The following is a 22,469-nucleotide window of genomic DNA, read 5'->3' as shown; positions in this document are numbered from 1 at the left end:
AATGAGCACGTGCTAAATTTAGCGGAGATCGAGGTTTAAAATTCTTTCTTAAAGCGACTTTAAAGGTCGCTTTTGTGCTTGAAAATAAACCATCGTGGTTTATTCTTCACTCTGAAGACGGAATTTAAGGCCGCTTTTTAACGTGAAAATAAACCAACTGCTGCACAAGATCCCCTATGGGGCCGTCGTGACGACCGAATGGCTGGCGTTCCATGGCGTCACTACGGACCAAGCACGTAAGCTGGCCAGCAGTGGCTGGCTGCAACGCGTGGGTCACGGCGCCTACTGCCAAGCGGGGGAGCCTCTTACCTGGGAGAGCGCTGTTTTCGCTCTGCAGGCGAGCGACGGCTCGGGGATGCCACCATTTTGGCCGGGTGGCCAGACGGCCCTGGCACTGCATGGCTTTGCCCACTATCTGCCCATGGGGGAGCGCACAACGCACCTGTATGGCAAGGAGGCCGCTCGGCTGCCTCGGTGGTTGAGTGATGCCGAGTGGGCAGGGCGGATGGTGCTCCACTCTGAAAAGGGCCTGCCAGTGCAGCTTCCCGGCAGCTTCACGGACTACAAGCCGGATGGCATGGCCTTCAGCTTGCAGGTATCGACCCCCGAGCGAGCGGTTCTTGAGTGGATCGCCGTGACTCCGAATGCGCTGCTGTTCAGCAGTGAGCTGGTGGACACCTTCGGCGGCCTCAATACGCTGCGCCCGCGCCGGCTTCAGGCATTGCTGGAGGGGTGCCGTTCGGTGAGAACCAAGCGTGCCTTCCTGGTGCTGGCTCGCCACGCCGGACATGCCTGGTATGGTCGTCTGGAACCACGCCGACTGGACCTCGGCAAAGGCAAGCGGCAGCTCTGCCAGGGCGGCAAGCTGGACAGGGAATATCACGTGACGGTGCCGGAGGCGTTCCTGCATGCCGATTGAAGCTCGCTACCACGAACAGGTCAGGCTGCTGGTCTCGCTGCTGCCTTATCTCAATGATGAGCCGTGTTTCGCCCTCAAGGGGGGCACGGCCATCAATCTCTTCGTGCAGCCATTACCTCGCCTATCGGTCGATATCGACCTGGCCTACTTGCCGTTGGAGCCCCGTGACGAGGCCCTGCGACGCTGTCGCGAGGCGCTGCAGCGGCTGGCAGATATCTTCAGTGCCAGACTGCCAGGAGTGCGCGCTGAGCTTCAGGATAATCGCCGAGACGAGCTGAGAATCCTGGTGCGCCGAGGGCGTAGCCAGGTGAAGGTGGAGGTATCGCCAGTACTGCGTGGCACTCTGCACCCGCCCCAGGAGCGCGATGTCGTTGAAGCCGTGGAAGACGATTACGGCTTCGCGGCGGTGCAGGTGGTGTCACTACCGGACCTGTATGGCGGCAAGATCTGCGCCGCGCTGGATCGCCAGCACCCCCGGGACCTTTTCGATGTGAAGCTGCTGCTGAACCAGGGCGGCCTGGATCGCAGCGTATTCGAAGGCTTTCTGGTCTATCTGCTGGGGCACCCCAGGCCCTTGAACGAAGTGATCAACCCACGGCTGAAACCGTTGGACGACGTCTACCGACATGAGTTTGTCGGGATGGCCAGGGTTGACCTTCCATTGCATGAACTGGAGGACGTCCGGCACGAACTTCTGACGCGGCTGGGCCAGCTGATGACGGATGAAGACGTTCGCTTCCTTCTGTCCTTCAAGCAGGGGGCGCCTGACTGGGCGCTACTTCCGATGACGGGCGTCGATCGACTGCCTGCCGTGCGCTGGAAGATCGCCAACATCCAGAGGATGGGGGCTGACAAGCACCGTCAGTCACTGGGCCTGCTGGAGCAGGCCTTAGGCAGGCTTCGCGAATAATGGCTGGGACCCCGGTGGTACAACGGCCTAAGAAGACTTCTCCTTATATCCCTGAAGCGCTAGGCTGTTACGCATAATTATGCTAGGTGCAGGGTATGACATGGCAAACAGCAGGGAAGCTCCGTTTCAGTGGGACACCACCTAGGCCATTACGACTCTCGGCTGGAAGGTCGGCACAGTCTGTGGCTACAACCATAAGGTGCATGAAAGCATCGGTGCCAGCGAGCTAGAGCTGATGTACTACCGCTTTGCCAGATGCGTTGTCATTCACATGGCACCCGACAGTTATAAAAAACGGCAATAACAAGCGTTGCGCGGTCTCTTTGGCACCGCCTAGCCAGATGATATTCAAGGACATAAATATGGCTTCTGAAGCAGACACTCGCGCCAATTACATTGATCCAGCGTTGCATGCAGCTCATTGGCAGGCAACCAATATCGTTAGAGAGCACTACTTCACCGACGGCCGAAAACTGGCAGGTGGGGCCCGTGGTCGACGTTGCTTCGTGGATTACTTGCTTCACAAAGACAATCGGTATCTGGCCGTAGTAGAAGGCAAAAAAGAATCCGAGCATCCAACCAAAGGCCTGCAACAAGCCATCGACTATGCGAGCAAGCTTCGAGTTCGTTTCGTCTATTCCAGTAACGGTAAACAAACCTACGAATTCGATCTGGAAACAGGCAAAGGCGATTACATTGAGTTTTACCCAACGCCTGCTGAACTGGAAAGGCGTTATGCCGGAGAAACAACAGATTTAAGTCAGGAGTTAAGAAACATCCCTTTCCATTTAGAAGGGGCCATGCAGCCACGTTATTACCAAGAGCTGGCAGTTCATGCGGCAACAGACGCTATCGGCCAAGGCAAATCCCGCATTTTGCTCACGCTGGCCACCGGTACCGGTAAAACCTTCATCGCCTTTCAAATTGTTCATAAGGTATTTCAGGCACGCTGGAACCGAGATAATCCCGGTTCACGCAGGCCACGGGTTCTGTTTCTGGCTGACCGTAATATCCTGGCCGACCAAGCCATTAACACCTTCAACCCCTATGAAAAAGACCTGATCAAAATCAACGGGGAAGAAGTGCGTAAACGCAATGGTGTGGTGCCAACCAACGCCCACATATTTTTCGCGATCTATCAGGCGATTGCGGAGCGAGAAAACATTGATGGCTACTACAAAGCCTATCCCAAAGACTTCTTTGATCTGGTGTTGATTGATGAGTGTCACCGAGGTGCTGCTAATGACACAGGCTCTTGGCGAGCTATTCTCGACCACTTCAGCAGTTCTGTGCACCTGGGTTTAACCGCCACTCCGAAACGCACAGACAACGTAGACACCTACGAATACTTTGGTCAGCCAGCCTATGTCTATTCACTGAAAGACGGTATCAATGATGGCTTCTTGACTCCCTACCGAGTTAAGCGAGTTAGAACCAATCTAGATGAATTGGTGCTCACCAAAGATGACGTGATCGTCGAAGGTGAATCTGGTCAGGATTTGTATCAGGTCGAAGACTATGACCGAAAAATTATTGTTGATGAACGCACCGAACTGGTCGCCAAAGCCATCTTACAAAACATCAACCCGCTGGAAAAAACTATCGTCTTTTGTGAGAACCAAAACCACGCGCTGACCATGCGCGACATGATTAATAAATACAAAGCCATAAAAGACCCGCATTACTGTGTACGAGTCACCAGCGACGAAGGCAAGGTCGGCCGCGAACTGCTGGAAAAATTCCAGGACAACGACAAAGACATCCCAACCATTATTACCTCATCACAAATGCTCACTACCGGTGTCGATGCCCGTAATGTCCGCAATGTGGTGCTGGATCGAACCATCGGCTCGATGGTGGAGTTCAAGCAGATTGTGGGGCGCGGTACCCGAGTTTTTGATGGTAAAGACTACTTCACCATCGTGGATTTTCGGGGAGCGACCAACAACTTCTATGATGAGGAATGGGATGGTGAGCCCGAAGCGCCAGAGCCAGGCGGAACCCGAGAACCGACACCGCCACCCTACACGCCAGAGCCGCCTGAAGGCGGCGATGGGCCAGAACCCGAGCCGAGAGAGCCGCGCCCGAGGTTAAAGGTAAAACTTGGCAAGCAGCGTGAGCTCAAGGTCATCGATATTGAAACCCGTTATATCGACGAAAACGGCAAGCCTCTCACTATTCATGAGTTTGTTGAACGGTTAATTCAACAACTGCCAGGTTTGTTCACAAGCGTTGATGAACTTCGGGATATCTGGTCAGACCCAGACCTTCGCGAACAACTCTTGGTCAAATTGGTACAGGCTGGCTTTGATAAAGAACAGCTCTCGATCCTGCGCCGGATGTTCGAAGCCGACGACTGCGACATGTTCGATCTGCTGGCGTTTTTAGCCTTTGAACAACCCATGGCTACCCGTAAATCCAGAGCAGAAGCCGTGCGGGCTAACAGCGTATTCTTCGACCAGTACCAACAGGAAAAGGCCAAGCAGTTCCTGCATTTTGTCTTGAATCGCTACGAGCAAACGGGCGTTACAGAACTGGCGCGTGAGCGCCTGCCAGCTCTGATCGAACTATCCGGTCTTGGTACCACTAAAGATGCCTCCATGGCCTTTGGCGGCAAACCTGCGCAACTGCTCGCCGCCTTCAAACAACTACAACACCAGCTATACCACGTGAGCTAGCCAATGGAACTGAACTTAGCCCCCAACACTTTGCATAGACAAATACAGACCTTGCGAATTGATAAGGTCGCTACGCTGATCGGCGAGAATGGCTCGGGCAAATCCAGTATTTTGCAATCGGTGTTTGAACAACGATTATCCGGGCGAGATCATGAAAACCTTAAGGTCGTGTGCTTCTCATCTGGCCAGAACGAGAACTACTCAGAAAAGTTCAGTGCCTATTTGAAAAGAGAAAGGCAAGCCGGGCGCGGCCTCAATCTCGACTGTTTCTATTTCGACAAATCTTGGTCAAAGCTGCTGATCTTTTTAGCCACAGCCATCAAACGCAACGGTAAAGTTCGGTCTTTCCTGGTGGATCAGGAATACGTCAATGAGTCGCAGCCAGATAAAGACGATTTGAGTACAACCTTCAGGTGCGCCTTTAAAGTAGATAAAAACTACATTGCTCGTGTGCAAGATGCACTCAAGCGTGAAGAACGCGGTGAAGCCGATACTCTGCGTGCGACGCCCTATTTTCGCTCACTGGAAAGCTTTATTACCAACCTGATATCTCGTGAGTATGAGTTTGAAAAGCCCCTGCGAAAGCGAACTTTTGATCTCACTGCCAATGGCTTAATTCGGGTTTCTTTCGACTACCCCAGGCAAATCCAAGCGGGTGATGATGAAGCCGAAGCCGGTGAGCCCAACGCGCAAGCTATGGGTACCAGCTGGGACCCGGAAGTAGCCTTTTTCACTCAGGCCGCCGACAACAACTACTTTATCGATAAGCCACGTTGTCAACTCGTATTCAATAACAATATCGAGCTGGACCAGCTTAGCGATGGAGAATACCAGCTCCTATTCTTGTATGCGCTAATCGATCTGTTCGACTCCGAGAACACCCTGTTCTTATTCGACGAGGCAGACTCGCATCTTCACTATAAAAACGTCGAAAAGCTATGGGCGCTTCTCCACAGCATCCAAGGCCACGCCATTACCACTACGCACTTACTCGATTCCATTTCAGCCAAAGAGAATCGTATCGAGCACCTTAAAGTGGTGGAAAAAGGCAGAATCAGCGAAGACAACAAAATCAAGCAATTGATCAATCGCCTGAGTGTACTGTCACGCGCGAAATCGGTGGAATTTGAGGTCTGTGGCAAACTTCCAAACATAGCCTTGCTCGATGACTATAACGACTGGGTTATCTTCACAAAACTTGCTGCCAGAAAAGGTTTAGATGTAAGCCGATTAGAGCAAGTTCACGCCATTGGAAAACCATCTAGTCGGAACGATGATAACGAACAAATCGGTAAGGCGAAAATTGATTGGACTAACTCACTAAGTAAAGCCGAAACGAATTTTGAAACGATGAATGTTTTTCTTGTTTGCGATCGTGATAATTCAAATCCACGGTGGCATGAAAACGGTGTGTTGTTATTAGGGGCACCTAGAGACGAAGTTAATAGAATTCGCTGGCCTGAAAACAGGCGCGTTCACACTTACTTGCTTTCATGGCGCAGGCGAGAAATTGAAAACTATTTACTTTCTTATAGCGCTCTGACGCACTTTGGCGTTTTAGACTCAATAAACAGTGATCAGCTGGCTCAAGGCTTCCATTTGAGAGATGGTGAGGCTGGGGATAATGACGGAATAAGGATGCTCGATGTTAAGCATGTCGTGAATCCATTGATAGAAACTCAAAGTGTTGGCAAAGATCTAGCCAAAATTGAGTCTTATATTGATCAAATGAAGCCCGAAGAAATCAGTGAAGACATCACCAATATGTACAATTTTATTATCGGAAAACTCTAAGCATGTCACTACAACAGAAAATAGACCGCATTACCGACATTCTACGCCGCGACGACGGCATCAGCGGTGCCATGCATTACACAGAGCAGACATCCTGGGTTTTGTTCCTGAAGTTTCTCGATGATTACGAGTCAGAGAAAGAAGAAGAAGCGGTATTGTCCGGCAAAGACTATCAACCGGTACTGGATGACGAGCATCGCTGGGCAAGCTGGGCTTGTCCTAAAACAGCAGATGGCAAATTGGACCTGGCACGGGCAAAGACCGGAGATGACCTCACCGATTACGTCAATAATCAGCTATTCCCCTACCTGAAAAGCTTTGCCAATGCCGCCGCAACGGGCGCAGATCCAAAATCCTTTACCTACAAAATTGGGGCTATCTTTCAGTATTTGGACAACAAAGTTGCTTCTGGCCATACCCTGCGTGAAGTGCTGGATATTATCGACACACTGAATTTCCAGTCCAGTGATGAAATGTTTGAACTCTCACTGGTCTATGAAGGCTTATTGCAAAATATGGGCGATGCCGGTGGCTATGCCGGTGAATTTTACACCCCGCGCCCTGTGGTACGCGCCATGGTGCAGGCCATTGATCCGAAACCCGGCGAGACGATTTACGACGCAGCAGCCGGTTCCTGCGGATTTTTGGTGGAAGCCTTTGAGCATCTAAAGAGCAAAAAGAACCAACTGTCCACCGAGCAATGGGACTTCATCCAGCGCGACACCTTCTTTGGTTTTGAGAAAACCTCGCTGGCCTACGTGATGGGCATGATGAACATGATTTTGCATGGCATCGAATCACCCAATCTGTTCCGTGGTAATACCCTTACTCAGAACATCCGCGACACTCAGGAAAAAGACCGTTACAACATTATCCTGGCTAACCCGCCCTTTGGCGGTAAAGAGAAATCGCAAATTCAGCAAAACTTCCCTATCCAGAGTAATGCCACCGAATTGCTGTTTTTACAGCACTTTATGAAAACCCTAAAAAGTGGTGGTAAAGCAGCCATCGTCGTACCAGAAGGCGTACTGTTCCAAACCAACAGCGCCTTCAAACACGTTAAACAAGAACTGCTGGAAAACTTTAATCTGCACACCATTCTAAGCCTACCCGCTGGAGTGTTTTTGCCTTACTCAGGCGTTAAAACTAACGTGCTGTTTTTTGAGCGTAGCGGCGGTACTAGCGATTTGTGGTACTACGAATGCGAGCCCGAGCAAAAGCTTACCAAAAACAAACCTATCACCGACGAGCACCTAAAAGAGTTTGTTGAGCTGTATCACAGCCGTGAAACGACCGAACGTTCCTGGATAGTTTCAGCCAGTAAATTGGCTGAAGATTATGATTTATCGGCCAAAAACCCAGCCAAACAGAAAGATGCCGAGCATTTAGCACCACGAGATATCCTCAAGCAGATCCGCACCAAAGAAAAGCTGGTGGCTGGCCTCTTGGATGAAATTGAAAACCTGTTGGCGGAGCAATAAGAATGGAACAGGTTTTACATAAACTGCCGGATGGGTGGAAATATCAAAAGCTTAAGACCCTGATCAAAATGCATTACGGCAAAGCTCTAAAAGCTGTCGACCGTATTGAAGGGGATGTCCCTGTATATGGTTCAAATGGTGTCGTAGGAAGTCATAATGAGCACTTGTGGAGCCAACCTACTGTAGTTATTGGTCGAAAAGGTTCTGTTGGTGAAGCAAACCTTGCCCTTACTCCTTCTTGGACAATTGATACTGCATATTACGTAGAAATAATTAATCAAGATGTTTTAGACCTTATGTATTTCTATCACTTTGCTGATAGGTTTGATGTTTCGTCAATATCGCAAAAAGGGGTTAAACCAGGCATTAATCGGAATGATTATTTGAATTTGAGTTTTCCCCTACCTCCACTCAACGAACAAAAACGCATCGTGGAAAAACTCGATGCACTGCTCACCCGCATCGACACTGCCATCGAGCATTTGCAGGAAAGCGTCACACTGGCTGATGCACTTTCGAAAAATGGGGTGTCCGAAATATTCGAGTGTCTAAAAGATAGTTATGAGGTCGCACCACTATCATCTGTTGTAAAAATTAATAGCGGTATTGCTTTGCCCAAGCTTTTTAAAAATGGCTTCAATGATGGTGATGTTCCATTTTTCAAAGTGGCACAAATGAACAATCATCACGAAAATATGATTGAACCAGAAATTACATTTAATGAAACAGTTGCCAAAGAGCACAAGGTAAAACTATTTCCTAAAGGAAGCACCCTAATCCCTAAAAGAGGCGGAGCAATCTTAACCAACAAAAAGAGAATGTTGCTCGAGGATGCCTCATATGACAGCAACATCATGGGATTAAAAGCTGACGAAGCTAAAATCTCCGACGACTATCTTTTCGCCTTCATGCGCACTATCGACTTAGCAAATTTCGTCGATGCAAGCACGATCCCGCAAGTCAATAACAAGCACATTGACCAAATGCAAATCTCTCTGGCAAGTATCGATGAACAGGCTGATGTGGTTAGTCGCGTAAACTTGTTGGTTAAAAAAGTCGAAAAAATTAATTCTGAAATTCAAAGCCAACTGGATGATTTGGTGGCTCTGAAAAATTCGATTCTTGATTCCGCCTTCAAAGGCGAGCTCTAAGGAGGGAGTATGAGTTTACAAACCAATCTAAAAGGCCGCTTACGCAATACCTCTTTACCCAAAAGTCACGGCCTGATGCCGGTTTTTGAGGCGGTGGTAAACTCTATTCACTCGATTGAAGAAAAGGGCCATGCCGATAACGGAAAAATTGTTCTTCGTATCAATCGAGCGACTCAAGGCGGTTTGGATTTAGACGCTAAATCTTTACCACCTATCATCGGTTTCACTATAGCGGATAATGGTTGTGGTTTTGACGAAACCAATTTTAAGTCCTTCGAAACGCTGGATTCCGACCACAAAATTGCTAAAGGCTGTCGCGGTGTTGGCCGCTTAATGTGGCTGAAGGTGTTTGATCTGGTCGAAGTGGAAAGCTACTTTCTCGATGTTGATGGTGAACTGAACAAACGCGTTTTCCGCTTTGACGATAAACTGGGTGTCCACGGTGAAAAAGTTGTGGATGCTACCGAACAGCAGTCGGGCACCCTTATCAAGTTAGTAGGGTTTGACGACAACTTTCGAAAACAGGTTCCCACCAAAGGGAAGTTTATCGCCAATCAGCTATTGGAGCATGTACTTTGGTACTTTGTTCGTCAAGGCAGCGCACCCAAGATTCTGGTTGAAGATGCAGGTGACGTGTTCGACCTTGACCACTTGCTTGAAGAGCATATGCACGCCAGTGCATTCCTCGAAAACATTAAGATACGTGACTATTCTTTCGACCTGACCCACATTAAGTTTCGTGCATCCGTTAATAAGAAGCATCAACTGGCTCTCTGTGCGGCTAACCGATTAGTTAAAGAAGAGTCTATTCAAGGAAAACTCCCTGGCCTGTACGGCAAAATTTCAGACGCTTCTGGCGAGTTCACCTACACCTGCTACGTATCTTCTGATTACCTCAACGAAAATGTTCGAAGCGAACGCACCTCCTTTGATATTGCTGAAGACGTAGAGGACATGCTTAACGAAGTCAGCTTTAAAGATATTCGCGACGCGGTGTTAGAACGCACTAAAGAATACCTACAAGATGTACTGGCAGAAAATGTCTCAGCGGGTCGTAAACGCGTAGATGATTTTATTAATAGTCATGCACCCCGATACCGGCCTATTGCTCACTATGTTGCAGAAGAACAGCTCATTGTTGACCCGGAAAAGTCGGACAAGGAGCTTGAACTACACCTGCATGCTCAGTGGTACGAGGTTGAGCGACAATTGGTAAGCGAAGGCCATGACATCATGCAGCCTCAGAATGAGGAGCATGTAGAAGAATACAAAGAACGGCTGAGTGAGTATCTACACAAGGCAGAAGACCTTAAAAAATCAGACCTTGCCAATTACGTTTCGCATCGCAAGGTCATTATTGACCTTCTACAGAAATCCATCGAGCGCCTGGACGATGGCAAGTATGCACGTGAAGATATGATTCACGAACTGATAATGCCCATGCGGAAAGATTCCAGCGAGGTTTTCCTGGATTCTTGTAATCTTTGGCTGATTGATGAACGCTTGGCATTCCATAATTACTTGGCCTCAGACAAGACACTAAATGCGATGCCAGTTACTGGTAATGACTCCAAAAAAGAGCCAGATTTGCTCAGCCTGAGAGTATTCGACAACCCACTTCTCGTAAACGATCAGGCCAGCTTCCCTCTTGCGGCACTCACAGTGGTCGAAATCAAGAGACCAATGCGCAACGACATGCGTGAAGGTGAAGATAAAGACCCAATCGATCAAGCACTCAGTTATTTGGAGCGAATACGAGAGGGCAAGGTAACCACAAAATCAGGTCGCCCTATTCCAGGAAATCACGATATTCCCGGTTACTGCTATGTCCTATGTGATCTTACTGAATCAATGCGTCGCCGGTGTCGTCGTGCGAATCTGCGAATCACCTCAGATGGCATGGGTTATTTCGGTTACAACGAACCTTCCCATGCCTACATCGAAGTGATCAGTTTCGATCAGATAGTGAAGGCTGCAAAAGAACGTAATAAGGCATTCTTTGATAAATTGGGACTGCCAGTAGCCCAGTAGTCAAGGTAGAGATACCGCTGCTGTACTGAGCACAATCAGTACAGCAGCGGTACACATATCCGTTCTGTTCGCCTTCGCAAAATTTCACTAAACTACTGATTCTAAACAACTGTATCTTTTTCTAAATTGCAGCTACTTTCCTTTATTTGTCAGTAGCTTATTGTTATAGTGACGGACTCATAATCCCTAGGTCGTAGGTTCAAGTCCTACTGTGCTCCCCATTTCTTGATCTCTTCCCCCAGATCGCCTTCCTTCAAGCCGCTGACCAACGTCAGTAAACGGCTCTTTTGCCATATTCTCCGTTTTCATCCCCACCTGTTTCTGCAGACTTTCTAGGCGGCCCCTCGAACACCCCGTTCCACCTCAATCCCTTGCCTCACCAGTGTGATTGTGGTTGTGAATAAAAATCCGTATCATTCGCCTTACTATAACGATACTCCTCTTCCTACCCGTTGAGACTTCCTCATGCTCCGTAAAACTCTCCCGTTTTCCGTCGCGCCGTTGCCTGCTGCCGTTCGTCGTTCGCTGGTGGTGTCGCTCGGTGGAATGCTATGCGCTGCGCCGCTGGCCGTGCTTGCTCAAGAAGATACCATTAACACCGGCACCACCGTGGTCACCGCGACCGCGTTGAAGGTAGACACCCCCGAGGTAGAGACGCCTCGCGCGATCTCGACCGTGAGCGCGGAAGAGCTGGAAACCCGTGGCGTTAATAAGTACGACGAGACGTTCCAGTATCGTTCTGGCGTTGTTTCCCAGCCCTACGGCAATGACAACAACACGGATTGGTTCTTCTTACGTGGCTTCAGCGCGGAAAGCGCGACCTACCAAGATGGCCTGCGTTTATTCCGCACCGGTGGCTACTTTTGGTGGATGAATGAAACGTTTGGCGTTGAGCGGGTAGATTTACTCAAAGGCCCGGCCTCTATTTTGTACGTTGAAGCGCCCCCCGGCGGTGTGATTAACGCCATCAGCAAGCGCCCGACCAGCGAGCCACAGGGTACGCTGGAAATTGAGGCGGGCAACCAGCAGCATCGCCAAGTGGGCATTGATGTCTCTGGCCCGGTGGCCGAGCGCGACGATATGCGTTACCGTTTGGTCGGACTGTATCGCGATGGGGAGGGGGAGCTTAACGGCAGCGAAAAAGAGCGCTATTTCTTCGCGCCTAGCCTGGAAATGGATGTCAGCGACGATACCACGGTCACTTTCCTGGCTAGCGTGCAGAAAGATGAGGGCGTGCCCACTACCGGTTTCTTCCCTGCGCTGGGTACGTTGAACGACTCTCCGTTCGGCCAAATCGACCCCGAGACCAACCTGGGCCAGCCGGATTACGACCGTTTGGATCAGCGCCAATTGGGCATTGGTTACGAGCTAGAGCATCAGATCAACGATACGTGGGAGTTCCAACAGAACGCTCGCTATACGCATTTAGATCTTGAGTTGCGTAATGTTTACCCGAACTCGTTTGTCACACCGCCACGCAGCATTTCCCGTGGCGTGATTGATCGCGACGGCGAGTACGATGCGTTCAATATCGATAACCGATTGATTGCACGTACCTACACCGACAACACAGAAAACACCTTGCTGCTGGGCGTGGGCTATCAAGAGCTGAACCTGAACTATACCAACCGCGATAGTTTCCGCACTTTGGGCGATGGCTCTACGTTCTTCGCCAACGTGGATACCGTAGACCTCTACAACCCTGATTACGCCGCCTTTACCGCGCCGGATACCGGCGACCCCACCCAGCATGACGTGGACCGCCGCCAGTTCGGTATTTACGTGCAGGACCAGCTACGCGTTGCGGATAAGTGGGTCTTCTTAGCGGGCGCACGCTACGACAGCGTAGATAGCAGTGACGACTTCAGCGATGTCACCGGTAGCAGCAGCCAGGGCTACGACGACGAACAGCTATCACTCACCGCTGGTGCCATGTACCTAGGCGATAACGGCATTTCGCCTTACCTCAGCTACAGCGAGTCGTTTACGCCGGTGGCGGGTATCGGGCCAGATGGTGCAAGCTACGAGCCACTGGAAGGCCGCCAGCTTGAAGCCGGTGTGAAAATTGCCCCGTTTGATGTAGATGGCTACGTGACCGTTGCCGTATTCGACGTGGAGGAGGACAACACGCTGATTTCTACTAGCGCGCCAGTGCAAGAGCAGGCTGGCGAGCGCCGCTCCCAGGGTGTAGAGATCGAAGGTGTGGGCTATCTCACCGATGATCTACAGCTCACGGCGGCGTACACCTATACTGATGCACGCTACGATATCAGCGATTTCCAGCAGGATGAGCGCGTGCCGCTAGTGCCTTTCCATATGGCGTCAGCGTGGTTGGATTACGATATGAGCAATAGCTTGCCCGGGCTTTCCGTCGGGGCTGGCGTGCGGTATATCGGTGAAACGTCTCCGAGCCCTGGCAGCGGTATTAACCGCGATGTGCCGTCCACCACGCTTTACGATGCTATGGCCAGCTACGATATTAACGACAGCTGGACCGCGCAGGTGAACGTGAATAACATCACCGATGAAGAGTACGTGAGCGGCTGCGATTTCTACTGCTACTACGGTGCATCTCGCAGCATCATCGGCAGCGTGAAGTACCGCTGGTAAACGTTTCAAAGTGCGGCACGACCTACACGCCCGGCTAAATGCCGGGCGTTGTGCGTTAGGCGGTCTGCAAAACACGCGTGTTTTCTTGCCTATACTCATGAGACATCGCCTTCGGAGAGGGCGCCATGGGGTAAGGAGACGCAGATGTTACCGAATGGTCGAGGTGTGCTGAGTGGGGCGTCGATACTCGCGATGCTGGTGGGCGGGAGCGCTGCGTTGGCGGAGCCGCTGAGCGCGGAGGCGTCCGATCCGGTGCGCCTGGGTTGGATGCAGGGATTCCCACCCCCTGCCGAGCGCATCATTGGCCAACCCGATGCCGACTATTTTAGCTTTCCCAAGATGCGCTGGACGGTATGTCATTTTCGGGAATTACTGCCTACCAAGAAGGTGAGCCGGGGGCTGGCGGCTCCCTTATCTCTCCCCTATGCCCTAGACGAGGGAATCGATGCCGTTACGTTTTACCCGCTCGGTAGCGAAACGCCGATGACTTGGGCGGCGTCGCTGAGTGAGAACTACACCGATGGCCTGCTGATTTTGCATCAAGGACAAGTGGTGTATGAGCACTATAGTGGGTGTTTAGACGAGCGCGGTCAGCATGGCGCCATGTCCGTCACTAAATCGATGACCGGCCTGCTAGGCGAGATCCTGGTCGCAGAGGGCGTACTCGATGAGGAAGACCTGGTGGGAGACATCGTGCCCGAACTCGCCAACAGCGCTTTTGGAAACGCCACGGTGCAGCAACTGCTGGAAATGACGACCGGACTGGCGTTTAGCGAAGATTACAGCGATCCAGACGCTGAAATTTGGGCCTATAACGCGGCGGCCAGCCCGTTACCGAAACCGGAGGAGTACAGCGGTCCACGCACTTATTATGAATATTTGGCAACGGTTCAGCCAGACGGGAAGCACGGCCAAGTATTTGGTTATAAGACGATCAACACCGATGCCCTGGGCTGGGTGATTGCGCGCACTACCGGCGAGTCCGTGGCATCGCTACTTTCGTCCCGGCTCTGGCAGCGGTTGGGAATGGAGCAAGATGGCTACTTTACGGTGGACTCGATTGGTACGCCGTTCGCGGGCGGCGGGCTGAGTGCAGGGCTGCGCGACTTGGCCAGAGTGGGGCAGCTCGTCTTGGACGAGGGGGAGCACAACGGCCAGTCACTTTTCCCAGCGGCGGCGGTGCAACGTATCCGCCAGGGGGGCGATCGGGAAGCGTTCGCGCAAGCGGGCTACTCTACTCTGCTAGGTGGGAGTTATCGCGGCATGTGGTGGTCACTGCATAATGAACATGGAGCATTCGCTGCTCGGGGTGTGCATGGCCAAACGATGTATATCGACCCCACCGCTGAGATGGTGATCGTGCGGTTTGCCTCTCACCCGGTGGCGGGTAACGCGGCCAACGATCCTACCTCGCTGCCTGCTTATCAGTCGGTGGCGGAGTACTTGATGGGGCGTGCCTCGAGCCCACCTTAGCCTGCCATACGGTGCTTTCGGTGGGGCCTTGCGCTAGGTCAGCACAGGTATCCACGCGCCATAGGGTGGTGGCTTGGCAGTGTACGGTCAGTTCACCTTGCCGCTGGTCGAGCCGCCACTGAAAGCGTATCTCTCGTGTTTGGTCATCGCCCTGATCGCTGATCAGAGCAAGCGTTGGCTGTTCGGTATCTGTACTGAGGTGTGTCAACGCAGCGATTTCAGCACTCTGCTGTGCGGGAGTGAGCTGTGAGCCGCCACGGTAGCCGGGCAAAAAGCGCTGTTGGCGGGCTTCGGCCTGTAAGAAGGGCAGCGCTTGTTCTGGCGTAATACGCCCATATTTGCGCACATTTGGCAGCACGATCACGCTTGCAGCGAGTCGACAGCCGCCGAGGTGGCTGCTCTCCCATACCTCGAACGGCAGCGGGTGCTCAGCTACCGTGCTGGCTAGCGCTTTGAACGTTTTATAACCGTACTTCGCGCAGCACTTATCTTTGGTGCCGTGGGTACAGCAAAGAACCAAATCATTGAGCATCGCTGGCTGCTCCCACTGGCTAAGGCGGCTGCCACTTTGAAAGGCGCTGAAGAACGCCTCTAATTCCCATCGTGCCACGCGAAAGCGGCGCCGCTCCGGCATCAGAAAGAGCTGATGCTGGTACTTTTCCATGCCCGGCTGTTGGATCAGGTTGATGCGTAGGCCATCGTCGGCCAGCGTATCCAGCGTTTGCTTTAATGAATTGCTCATATCGCTGGCGTGGCGGAGTTTGCGCTGCCACTTCGCGCGCGGCCAGCTAAGCAGTAAGTTGCGCTCGGCATGAGCGGCGCTACCCGCCAGCGGGTCTTGCTGCTCTCGGCTTAAATCCGCGCAGAAGGTGTGGTTCATAGGGCTGCCTGTAACGTCGCCGAGGTGAAGGGCACGCACACTGGGCTGCCGCTAGCGGGGTCGCGCAGAATGTGAGCATCCAAGTCGAAGACGCGCTTTAGGTTGGCCGCGGTGAACACATCGCTTGGCGTGCCGCTGATGACGATTTGCCCGTCGCGCATCATGACTAGGTGGTCGGCGTAAGCGGCGGCGAGATTCAAGTCGTGCAGTACCAGTAGGAGCGTGCGGCCATGGTCGTGGGCCAGCCGAGATAGCAGCGCCAACAGCTCTACCTGCACCTTCAAATCTAAAAAGGTGGTGGGTTCATCCAGCAAAATCAAATCGGTCTGCTGGGCGAGCACCATCGCGATCCAGCAGCGCTGGCGCTGGCCGCCAGAGAGCGCTTCCACATCCCGGTCGGCAAACTCGGTCACGTGCATATAGGCCATGGCTTCCGCGATGGCGCTGGCATCCTGCTGCGGGTCTTTTTTCCACAACCCTTGGTGGGGGAAGCGCCCCATCCCTACCAGCTGTTTGACGCTCAACCCTTCGGGTGCGATGGGGCCTTGCGGCAAAATGCCCAGCCGCTGCGCCACTTCTCGGGTGTTACTGCGGTGAATGTCCTTGCCATCGAGATAGACATGCCCACCGCTGGGCGTCAGCGTGCGCGCCAAAGTTTTCAGCAGGGTCGATTTGCCGCTGCCATTGGGGCCCAGTAGCACGGTGAGTTGGCCTTCCGCCACGGTCAGGTCCACCCCCTGCAGAATGCGCTTGGTGTCGTAGCCCGCGTGCAGGGCGTTAGCGGTGAGTCGTGATGCAGGATGGGAATAGGCGGGCATAAGGTAGGCTCAGGCAAGCTCAGTCACGAAATCAGGGCAGCCAGCACCCTAAGACAAAATATTCTCATTTTCAATGTTGTTCTTGTGGCTGCCTCATGTCGAGATATTTCGTTAGTTCGAACGGTTCGTTCGCAAAGGTAGACCTGCTTGGCTCTTTATGGATAATATAATCATTATCATTTAGATGCGCATTGTCATTTCAGTGCGCGCTAACGTGATAGTCAACAAGGGCTCATCAAAACGACGCAACACACACAACGCAAGGGAGCAGACATGCAAACGATGAAACACGCCGCTTTCTGGCCAACGGTCACCTTGGCAGGATTAGTGGCGGCCACTCAGGCCAATGCCCAGCAAGAGGCAACTGACGTGGGGCAGGCGCTCAACGAGTCATCACCCACCATGGTCGTGACGGCGACGCGTAGCCGCAGCGAAGAGGGTCAAACCCCGCAGCGGGTGACAGTGATCACCCGTGAGCAGATCGAACAGCAGCTCGCCATCACCGACGACCCTGGCCAGGTCTTGAGCAACTTGATTCCCTCCTTTTCACCTAGCCGTCAGAAGCTGTCCAACGCTGGGGAGACGCTGCGCGGGCGCGATGCGCTGTTCCTGATCGATGGCGTGCCTCAGTCCAATCCGCTGCGCGATAGCTCTCGTGACAGTTACACCATCGACCTCTCCATGGTCGAGCGGATTGAAGTGATTCACGGAGCCAGCGCCGAGCATGGCTTGGGGGCCACCGGCGGTTTGATCAACTTCGTCACCCGTCGGGCCGAAGGGGGCGGTATTAGCCAAAGCGCGGGCATAAGCGTCACCATTGACGACGACCTGCACTCGGAAGGTCTGGGCAACAAGCTCAACTATCGCATTAGCGGTCAGCAGGGCGACTGGGATTTCGTGGCCTCGGCCACCCGCCAAGAGCGGGGCGTGTTTTACGATGGCGGCGACCGCCGCGTGGGCATTGCCTACCCCGGCGAGCTGCAAAACTCCGAAAGTTACGACCTGTTCGGCAAGCTGGGCTACTGGATCGACGACAATCAGAATATCGAGCTGTCGCTCAATCATTTCGATTTGGAAGAGGGCGACGACTACGTGCCCGTGGTGGGCAACCGTGATGCGGGCATTCCCACTAGCGCCGAGCGGGGCACACCCGATGGCGCCCCGGGCTTCAATGAAGTGACCACGGCTCGCTTGGCCTACTCCCACGCGGATTGGTACGGCAACGCGGTCGATGCTCAGGTGTACCGCCAGCGCTTTCGGGCGCGCTTTGCCACCACACCGTTCTTCCCTTACCTGGACGGCAACGGCAATACCCAGTATGACCAAACCCGTAACGAGTCCGATAAGCAGGGGGCCAAGTTCACCCTGAACCGCCAGGGTATGCTGGACGACCGGCTCGGTGTGACGGTGGGGCTCGACATCCTCGAGGATGAAACCCGCCAAATGCTGGTAGAGACCGGGCGCACCTACGTACCGGAAAGCCGCTATAGCAACATTGCGCCGTTCCTGCAGGGGCAGTTCAAGATCGCCGACCCGCTCACGCTGCATGCCGGGGTTCGCCATGAACATGCGGAGCTTGAAGTGGATGCCTACGAGACGATCGATCGTAGCAACGTCACTCAAGACAACGTCGCGGTAGGAGGCGGCAACCCCAGTTTCGATGAAACGCTCTATAACGTGGGGTTGACGTACCAAGCCACGGAGTGGGCGCAGCTGTACGCCAGTTACTCGGAAGGCTTTGGCATGCCGGACGTGGGCCGCGTGCTGCGGGGCATCAGCGAACCGGGCCAGGATGTCGATACGCTGCTCCAACTTCAGCCTATCGTCACCGATAACCGCGAGATTGGCGCGCGTTTCGACTGGGAGCGTTACGGCCTGGAAGTGAGCTACTACGAGTCGAACTCTGATTTTGGCCAGCGCTTGGCCGAGCAGAACGGTACGTGGGTGGGTAGTCGGGAAAAAACCGAAATCCAAGGGGTGGAAGTGACCGGCAACATGCAGGTCAATGACCAGCATGATCTGTCGCTCTCCTATGCCCATACCGAAGGTAAGTCGGACCAAGACGGCGATGGCAGCGTGGATACCAAACTCACCGGGATCAACATCGCGCCCGATACGCTTAAGTTGGGCTGGAGCGCCGTGTGGAACGACCGTCTCTCGACGCGCCTACAGGGCCGCTACTACTTCGACCGCAGCGTCGATAATCCGGCGCTCGACTTCGATGGCTACGGGTTGGTGGATGCCTCGCTGGCTTACCAGCTTCCCGCAGGGCAGCTATCGCTGGGTATCGAGAACCTGACCGACGAAGACTACCTCACTTATTACTCCCAAGCCGCTCGCATCAGCGATGAGTACTACTTCACCGGTCGTGGGCGCACGTTCACGGTGGGATATCAGCTGGATTTCTAAGGCTTCGGCGTCTTGTTTTTGTGCTGTCTAACGTCTGGCCACTCCTTCGATGGAAGGGGTGGCTAGCCGTCAACCAACTGAACGTGCATGAAGGAACGTGTTTCGTTCAAGCAGTAACACAATAAAAACCGCGCGATGTGACTAGCCATGGATGCGTGGGTTTACCTATCGATAGGTAAGTAAACCTTTCAAAAGGATGACATTCTGCGGGGGCTATATGAGCTACGCACAGGAGCATCGCTCAGCGAGCGATATCAGTCAGTGTGCCTCGGTGCATGCGTTACTCAACTGTATTATCAAAGAAGTCGCCATACCTGAACGAACGTTAGCGTTTCAATGGCCGAGCCATCGTCGCGGGTTACCTGAGGCGTTGCCAGGAGTACCCCTTCTGATCGAGTGGTCAACCTCACTTCACTTATGGGTGATGGTCGACCGTCAGTCGACGGTAGGTAGCCAGTATTATCTTTCCGATGTTTACTTAAAGAGTAAAGACGACACGACGTGGATGGCCGCTAGTGCCGAGATGCTCATCAGCCGTCTGCTCAAACATCTGCCGCGAGTCGATGCCGGCATCAATCAGGAGTTGGCGCAGCAGGTTCGTCAGAGTCGTCAAGTGATGGCTGAGATTGTCAGGCATGCTGCCAAGCAATCTAACCGGCAGCCGCTAGCCGACTATCCGAGCAGCGAGCAAGGGTTATGGTTTGGCCATCCGAATCATCCCACGCCCAAAGCACGCCAGTGGCCTGATGACTGCTTGGCTGATGGCACGCCTTCTTACGCCCCGGAATGTGGCGTCGCTACCTCGCTCTACCAGTTCTCCTTTCCCGCAGACGGGGTACGCGTTCAGGCCAACCGTGTTGAAGAAGAGGACGTCCTTTCCTACGTGGCAGACCAAGCGGCCGCCGAGAGCGATGAACGCATCGTGCTGAGCATGCATCCGGTGCAAGCGGCCATGTTCAAACAATCGTCTGCCGTCCAAGCGCTGCTTCAGCGTAACGTGATCAGAGATCTTGGTCAAAGTGGCTTTAGCGCAGTGCCAACGGCCTCCATGCGCACGTGGTATATCGAAGAGCATCCCTGGTTCATCAAAGGATCGCTCAATGTGCGCATCACCAACTGCGTGCGTAAAAACGCGTGGTACGAGCTGGAAAGCACGCTGGTGATCGATCGCATCATGCATCGATTGGGGCGCTTGGAAGACCCTTCCTTGGCGACGCTCTTCGTTGCCGAGGAGCCCGCCACGGTGCATTGGACGCCTAACGAGGGCAACGAGCAGCAGCAACGCTGGTTCCGCGAACAAACGGGCATCATCTTGCGAGAAAATTTCTGCCGACGGTTTTCTCCTCAAACCTGCTTGTTGACGGGGACGCTGTTTGCGCGTGATACGACGCTGGTGCCTATGGTGCTCTCCTTCATTTCACAGGCGTATGAAGGCTCGCTCAGTACCGGTACCAGTACCTTGCCTGAACAGAACCAAGTGAGAGCATGGTTTCAGGCCTATTTGAAGGCGCTGCTGCCACCGGTGCTGGGACTGTTCTTTCGGCACGGTATCGTCATGGAGCCGCACTTACAAAACTGCGTCTTGATTCATGAGGCGGGAACGCCCCAGAAAATGCTGTTACGTGACTTCGAGGGGGTCAAGTTGACCCGTGATAAGGGCACCGCCTGGTTGGCGGGTGAAGTCCTTCACCCTCGCGTCGAAGCCTCCATGATCTACAGCCGGGAGCAAGGTTGGAACCGAATCGCCTACTGCCTGTTCGTCAACCACATTGCGGAGGCCATTCTCGCGCTGAGCTGGCGACGTCCCGCGTTGGCGGATGCGTTATGGCAAGACACATCGACGGCATTGCAGCATGTGCGTAGCCAGCTGGAGGTAGCCGCGCCAGAGCTCGATGCGCTATTGCAAGGCGGCGCGCTGCCCTGCAAGACCAACTTCAAATTACGGCTCATGGCTCAGGCTGATCGCCAGGCGCAGTATGTGTCGTTGCCCAACCCTTGGCACGCTCTTCGGGTCATGGGGCGGGAGGTGGCCTATGGCTGAGCCAAATGCGCTGCCACATACGATCCTGTCAGCAATAGAGCGGTATCGCCAACAGTGTAGCGATCCCATGGCCGCCTTTTTCTACGATCTGCCTGCCTTGGCCGCCCACGCGCGTGCCATGAAAGCGGCGCTGCCACTTGAAGTGGAGCTGTACTACGCCATCAAGGCGAATAGCGAGCCCGCCATCATCGATACCTTGGCCCCTATTGTGGATGGCCTAGAGTTATCTTCCGGTGGAGAAATCGAGCGCGCGTGTCGCAGTGCCACGCCACGGCCATGGGTGTTATCGGGGCCTGGCAAGCTGGATGCGGACATGCGGAGTGCCATCGAACGGGGCGTAGAGGCGTTTCATGTCGAAAGCCTCGGAGAAATTGCGCGTTTGCAGTCCATCGCTGCAGCGATGGGCCATACACAGCCCGTTCTTTTGCGTATCAACCCCCAATTACCGGCATCGTTTTCCAGTCGTTTGCGCATGGCTGGCACGGCGACACCGTTCGGTATCGACGAAGCACAGCTCCCCAAGGCCGTCAGCGCCGTGGATAGCGCGCCAAACCTAACGCTCTGCGGCTTTCACGTGCATGCCATGTCGCACCAAACAAGCGAGCAGCGCCATCAACAGTTACTCGCGTTCTACCTGGAGCGGTGGCCATCGTGGCGAAGCCTGGCACGTTATCCCGAGCAACTGACGCAGCTCAACGTAGGAGGCGGCATTGGGGTGAATTATCGCGAGCCTTCCCACCAGTTTGACTGGGCTAGTCTCTGCCACGCGCTTGGTCAACAGCTCGACACCCTGTCCGCACCCCCACGCGTTCGTTTCGAAATCGGACGCTATCTCTCTGCCTTTTGTGGCTACTACGTCATGGAAGTGCTGGATACCAAAGTCAGTCATGGTGAAGGGTTTTTAGTCTGTCGAGGGGGTACGCATCAATTCCGCTTACCTGCAGCGCAGGGGCACGATCATCCGATCATTCACTTACCCCGCGACCCAACGCTATCGAGCAATGGCGAACAGCGCGCTTGGACGATCGTGGGGCAGCTTTGCACCCCAAAAGATGTATTGAGCCGACACCAAGAGCTGCGTGGCGTCAGGGTGGGGGACTTTGTGGTGCTGCCTTTGGCAGGCGCCTATGGCTACAACATTTCCCATGCGGACTTCCTTTGCCATCCCCGGCCAGCTCAGCACTTTGTGACGGACACCGCTGAAGCGCTGCCTTCTCGCGCTGGGCCTCGTCGCGTGCTGGCTGCGGGCTACTCAGGCTAATCGTTATCCATTT

The 22,469-nt window shown here is 53.5% G+C and carries 14 protein-coding genes; 12 read left to right on the top strand and 2 right to left on the bottom strand.

Annotation, left to right across the window (positions count from 1 at the left end; translation table 11 throughout):
• Positions 1-142: 142 nt before the first annotated feature.
• The 9 genes from FRH_RS01270 to FRH_RS01230 all read left to right on the top strand — a co-directional run bounded on the left by FRH_RS01270 (position 143) and on the right by FRH_RS01230 (position 15,047).
• Entirely contained in the window at positions 143-919 is a 777-nt protein-coding gene (locus FRH_RS01270) for a type IV toxin-antitoxin system AbiEi family antitoxin domain-containing protein (RefSeq protein ID WP_281997613.1), read from the top strand.
• The gene (locus FRH_RS01265) at positions 909-1,829 is read left to right on the top strand and encodes a nucleotidyl transferase AbiEii/AbiGii toxin family protein (RefSeq protein ID WP_281997612.1); all 921 of its coding nucleotides are present in this window, start codon (positions 909-911) and stop codon (positions 1,827-1,829) included. Before FRH_RS01270 ends, FRH_RS01265 begins: the two co-directional genes overlap by 11 nt.
• A gap of 362 nt (positions 1,830-2,191) precedes the next feature.
• Entirely contained in the window at positions 2,192-4,507 is a 2,316-nt protein-coding gene (locus FRH_RS01260; RefSeq protein ID WP_281997611.1) for a type I restriction endonuclease subunit R, read from the top strand.
• A gap of 3 nt (positions 4,508-4,510) precedes the next feature.
• Positions 4,511-6,301, top strand: a complete 1,791-nt coding sequence (locus tag FRH_RS01255) for an AAA family ATPase (RefSeq protein ID WP_281997610.1) — start codon at positions 4,511-4,513, stop codon at positions 6,299-6,301.
• A 2-nt stretch (positions 6,302-6,303) separates the two neighbouring features.
• A complete protein-coding gene (locus tag FRH_RS01250; RefSeq protein ID WP_281997609.1) occupies positions 6,304-7,782 on the top strand; it encodes a type I restriction-modification system subunit M in 1,479 nt (492 codons plus the stop codon).
• Between the two features lie 2 nt (positions 7,783-7,784).
• Positions 7,785-8,933 carry a restriction endonuclease subunit S gene (locus FRH_RS01245; RefSeq protein WP_281997608.1) on the top strand — a complete coding sequence of 383 codons (1,149 nt, stop codon included), beginning with the start codon at positions 7,785-7,787 and terminating at the stop codon, positions 8,931-8,933.
• 9 nt (positions 8,934-8,942) lie between these two features.
• Positions 8,943-10,964, top strand: coding sequence for an ATP-binding protein (locus FRH_RS01240; RefSeq protein ID WP_281997607.1), 2,022 nt, complete (start codon positions 8,943-8,945; stop codon positions 10,962-10,964).
• Positions 10,965-11,429: 465 nt separating this feature from the next.
• Positions 11,430-13,574 (top strand): TonB-dependent siderophore receptor, encoded by a 2,145-nt coding sequence (locus tag FRH_RS01235; protein ID WP_281997606.1) that lies wholly within the window; start codon positions 11,430-11,432, stop codon positions 13,572-13,574.
• A gap of 144 nt (positions 13,575-13,718) precedes the next feature.
• Entirely contained in the window at positions 13,719-15,047 is a 1,329-nt protein-coding gene (locus FRH_RS01230) for a serine hydrolase (RefSeq protein ID WP_281997605.1), read from the top strand.
• Here the strand turns inward: FRH_RS01230 and FRH_RS01225 are convergent.
• Positions 14,980-15,927: a sucrase ferredoxin gene (locus FRH_RS01225; protein ID WP_281997604.1), complete on the bottom strand. Its 948-nt coding sequence runs from the start codon at positions 15,925-15,927 to the stop codon at positions 14,980-14,982. The genes FRH_RS01230 and FRH_RS01225 overlap by 68 nt on opposite strands.
• Positions 15,924-16,745, bottom strand: a complete 822-nt coding sequence (locus tag FRH_RS01220) for an ABC transporter ATP-binding protein (protein WP_273682429.1) — start codon at positions 16,743-16,745, stop codon at positions 15,924-15,926. Before FRH_RS01220 ends, FRH_RS01225 begins: the two co-directional genes overlap by 4 nt.
• 273 nt (positions 16,746-17,018) lie before the next feature.
• On the opposite strand from FRH_RS01220, the gene FRH_RS01215 reads away from it, so the two are divergent.
• From FRH_RS01215 to FRH_RS01205, 3 genes are all read left to right on the top strand, one after another.
• Positions 17,019-19,154 (top strand): TonB-dependent receptor, encoded by a 2,136-nt coding sequence (locus FRH_RS01215; RefSeq protein ID WP_281997602.1) that lies wholly within the window; start codon positions 17,019-17,021, stop codon positions 19,152-19,154.
• Between the two features lie 217 nt (positions 19,155-19,371).
• Positions 19,372-21,195: an IucA/IucC family protein gene (locus FRH_RS01210; protein WP_281997601.1), complete on the top strand. Its 1,824-nt coding sequence runs from the start codon at positions 19,372-19,374 to the stop codon at positions 21,193-21,195.
• Entirely contained in the window at positions 21,188-22,456 is a 1,269-nt protein-coding gene (locus FRH_RS01205) for a type III PLP-dependent enzyme (protein WP_281997600.1), read from the top strand. The genes FRH_RS01210 and FRH_RS01205 overlap by 8 nt, the downstream gene beginning before the upstream one ends.
• The last annotated feature ends 13 nt before the right edge of the window (positions 22,457-22,469 follow it).

Source organism: Halomonas sp. A020, assembly GCF_027943625.1.
Classification (GTDB): Bacteria; Pseudomonadota; Gammaproteobacteria; order Pseudomonadales; family Halomonadaceae; genus Vreelandella; species Vreelandella piezotolerans.
Note: the sequence above shows the minus strand (reverse complement) of the source record. Positions and strands in the feature narration are given on the sequence as shown.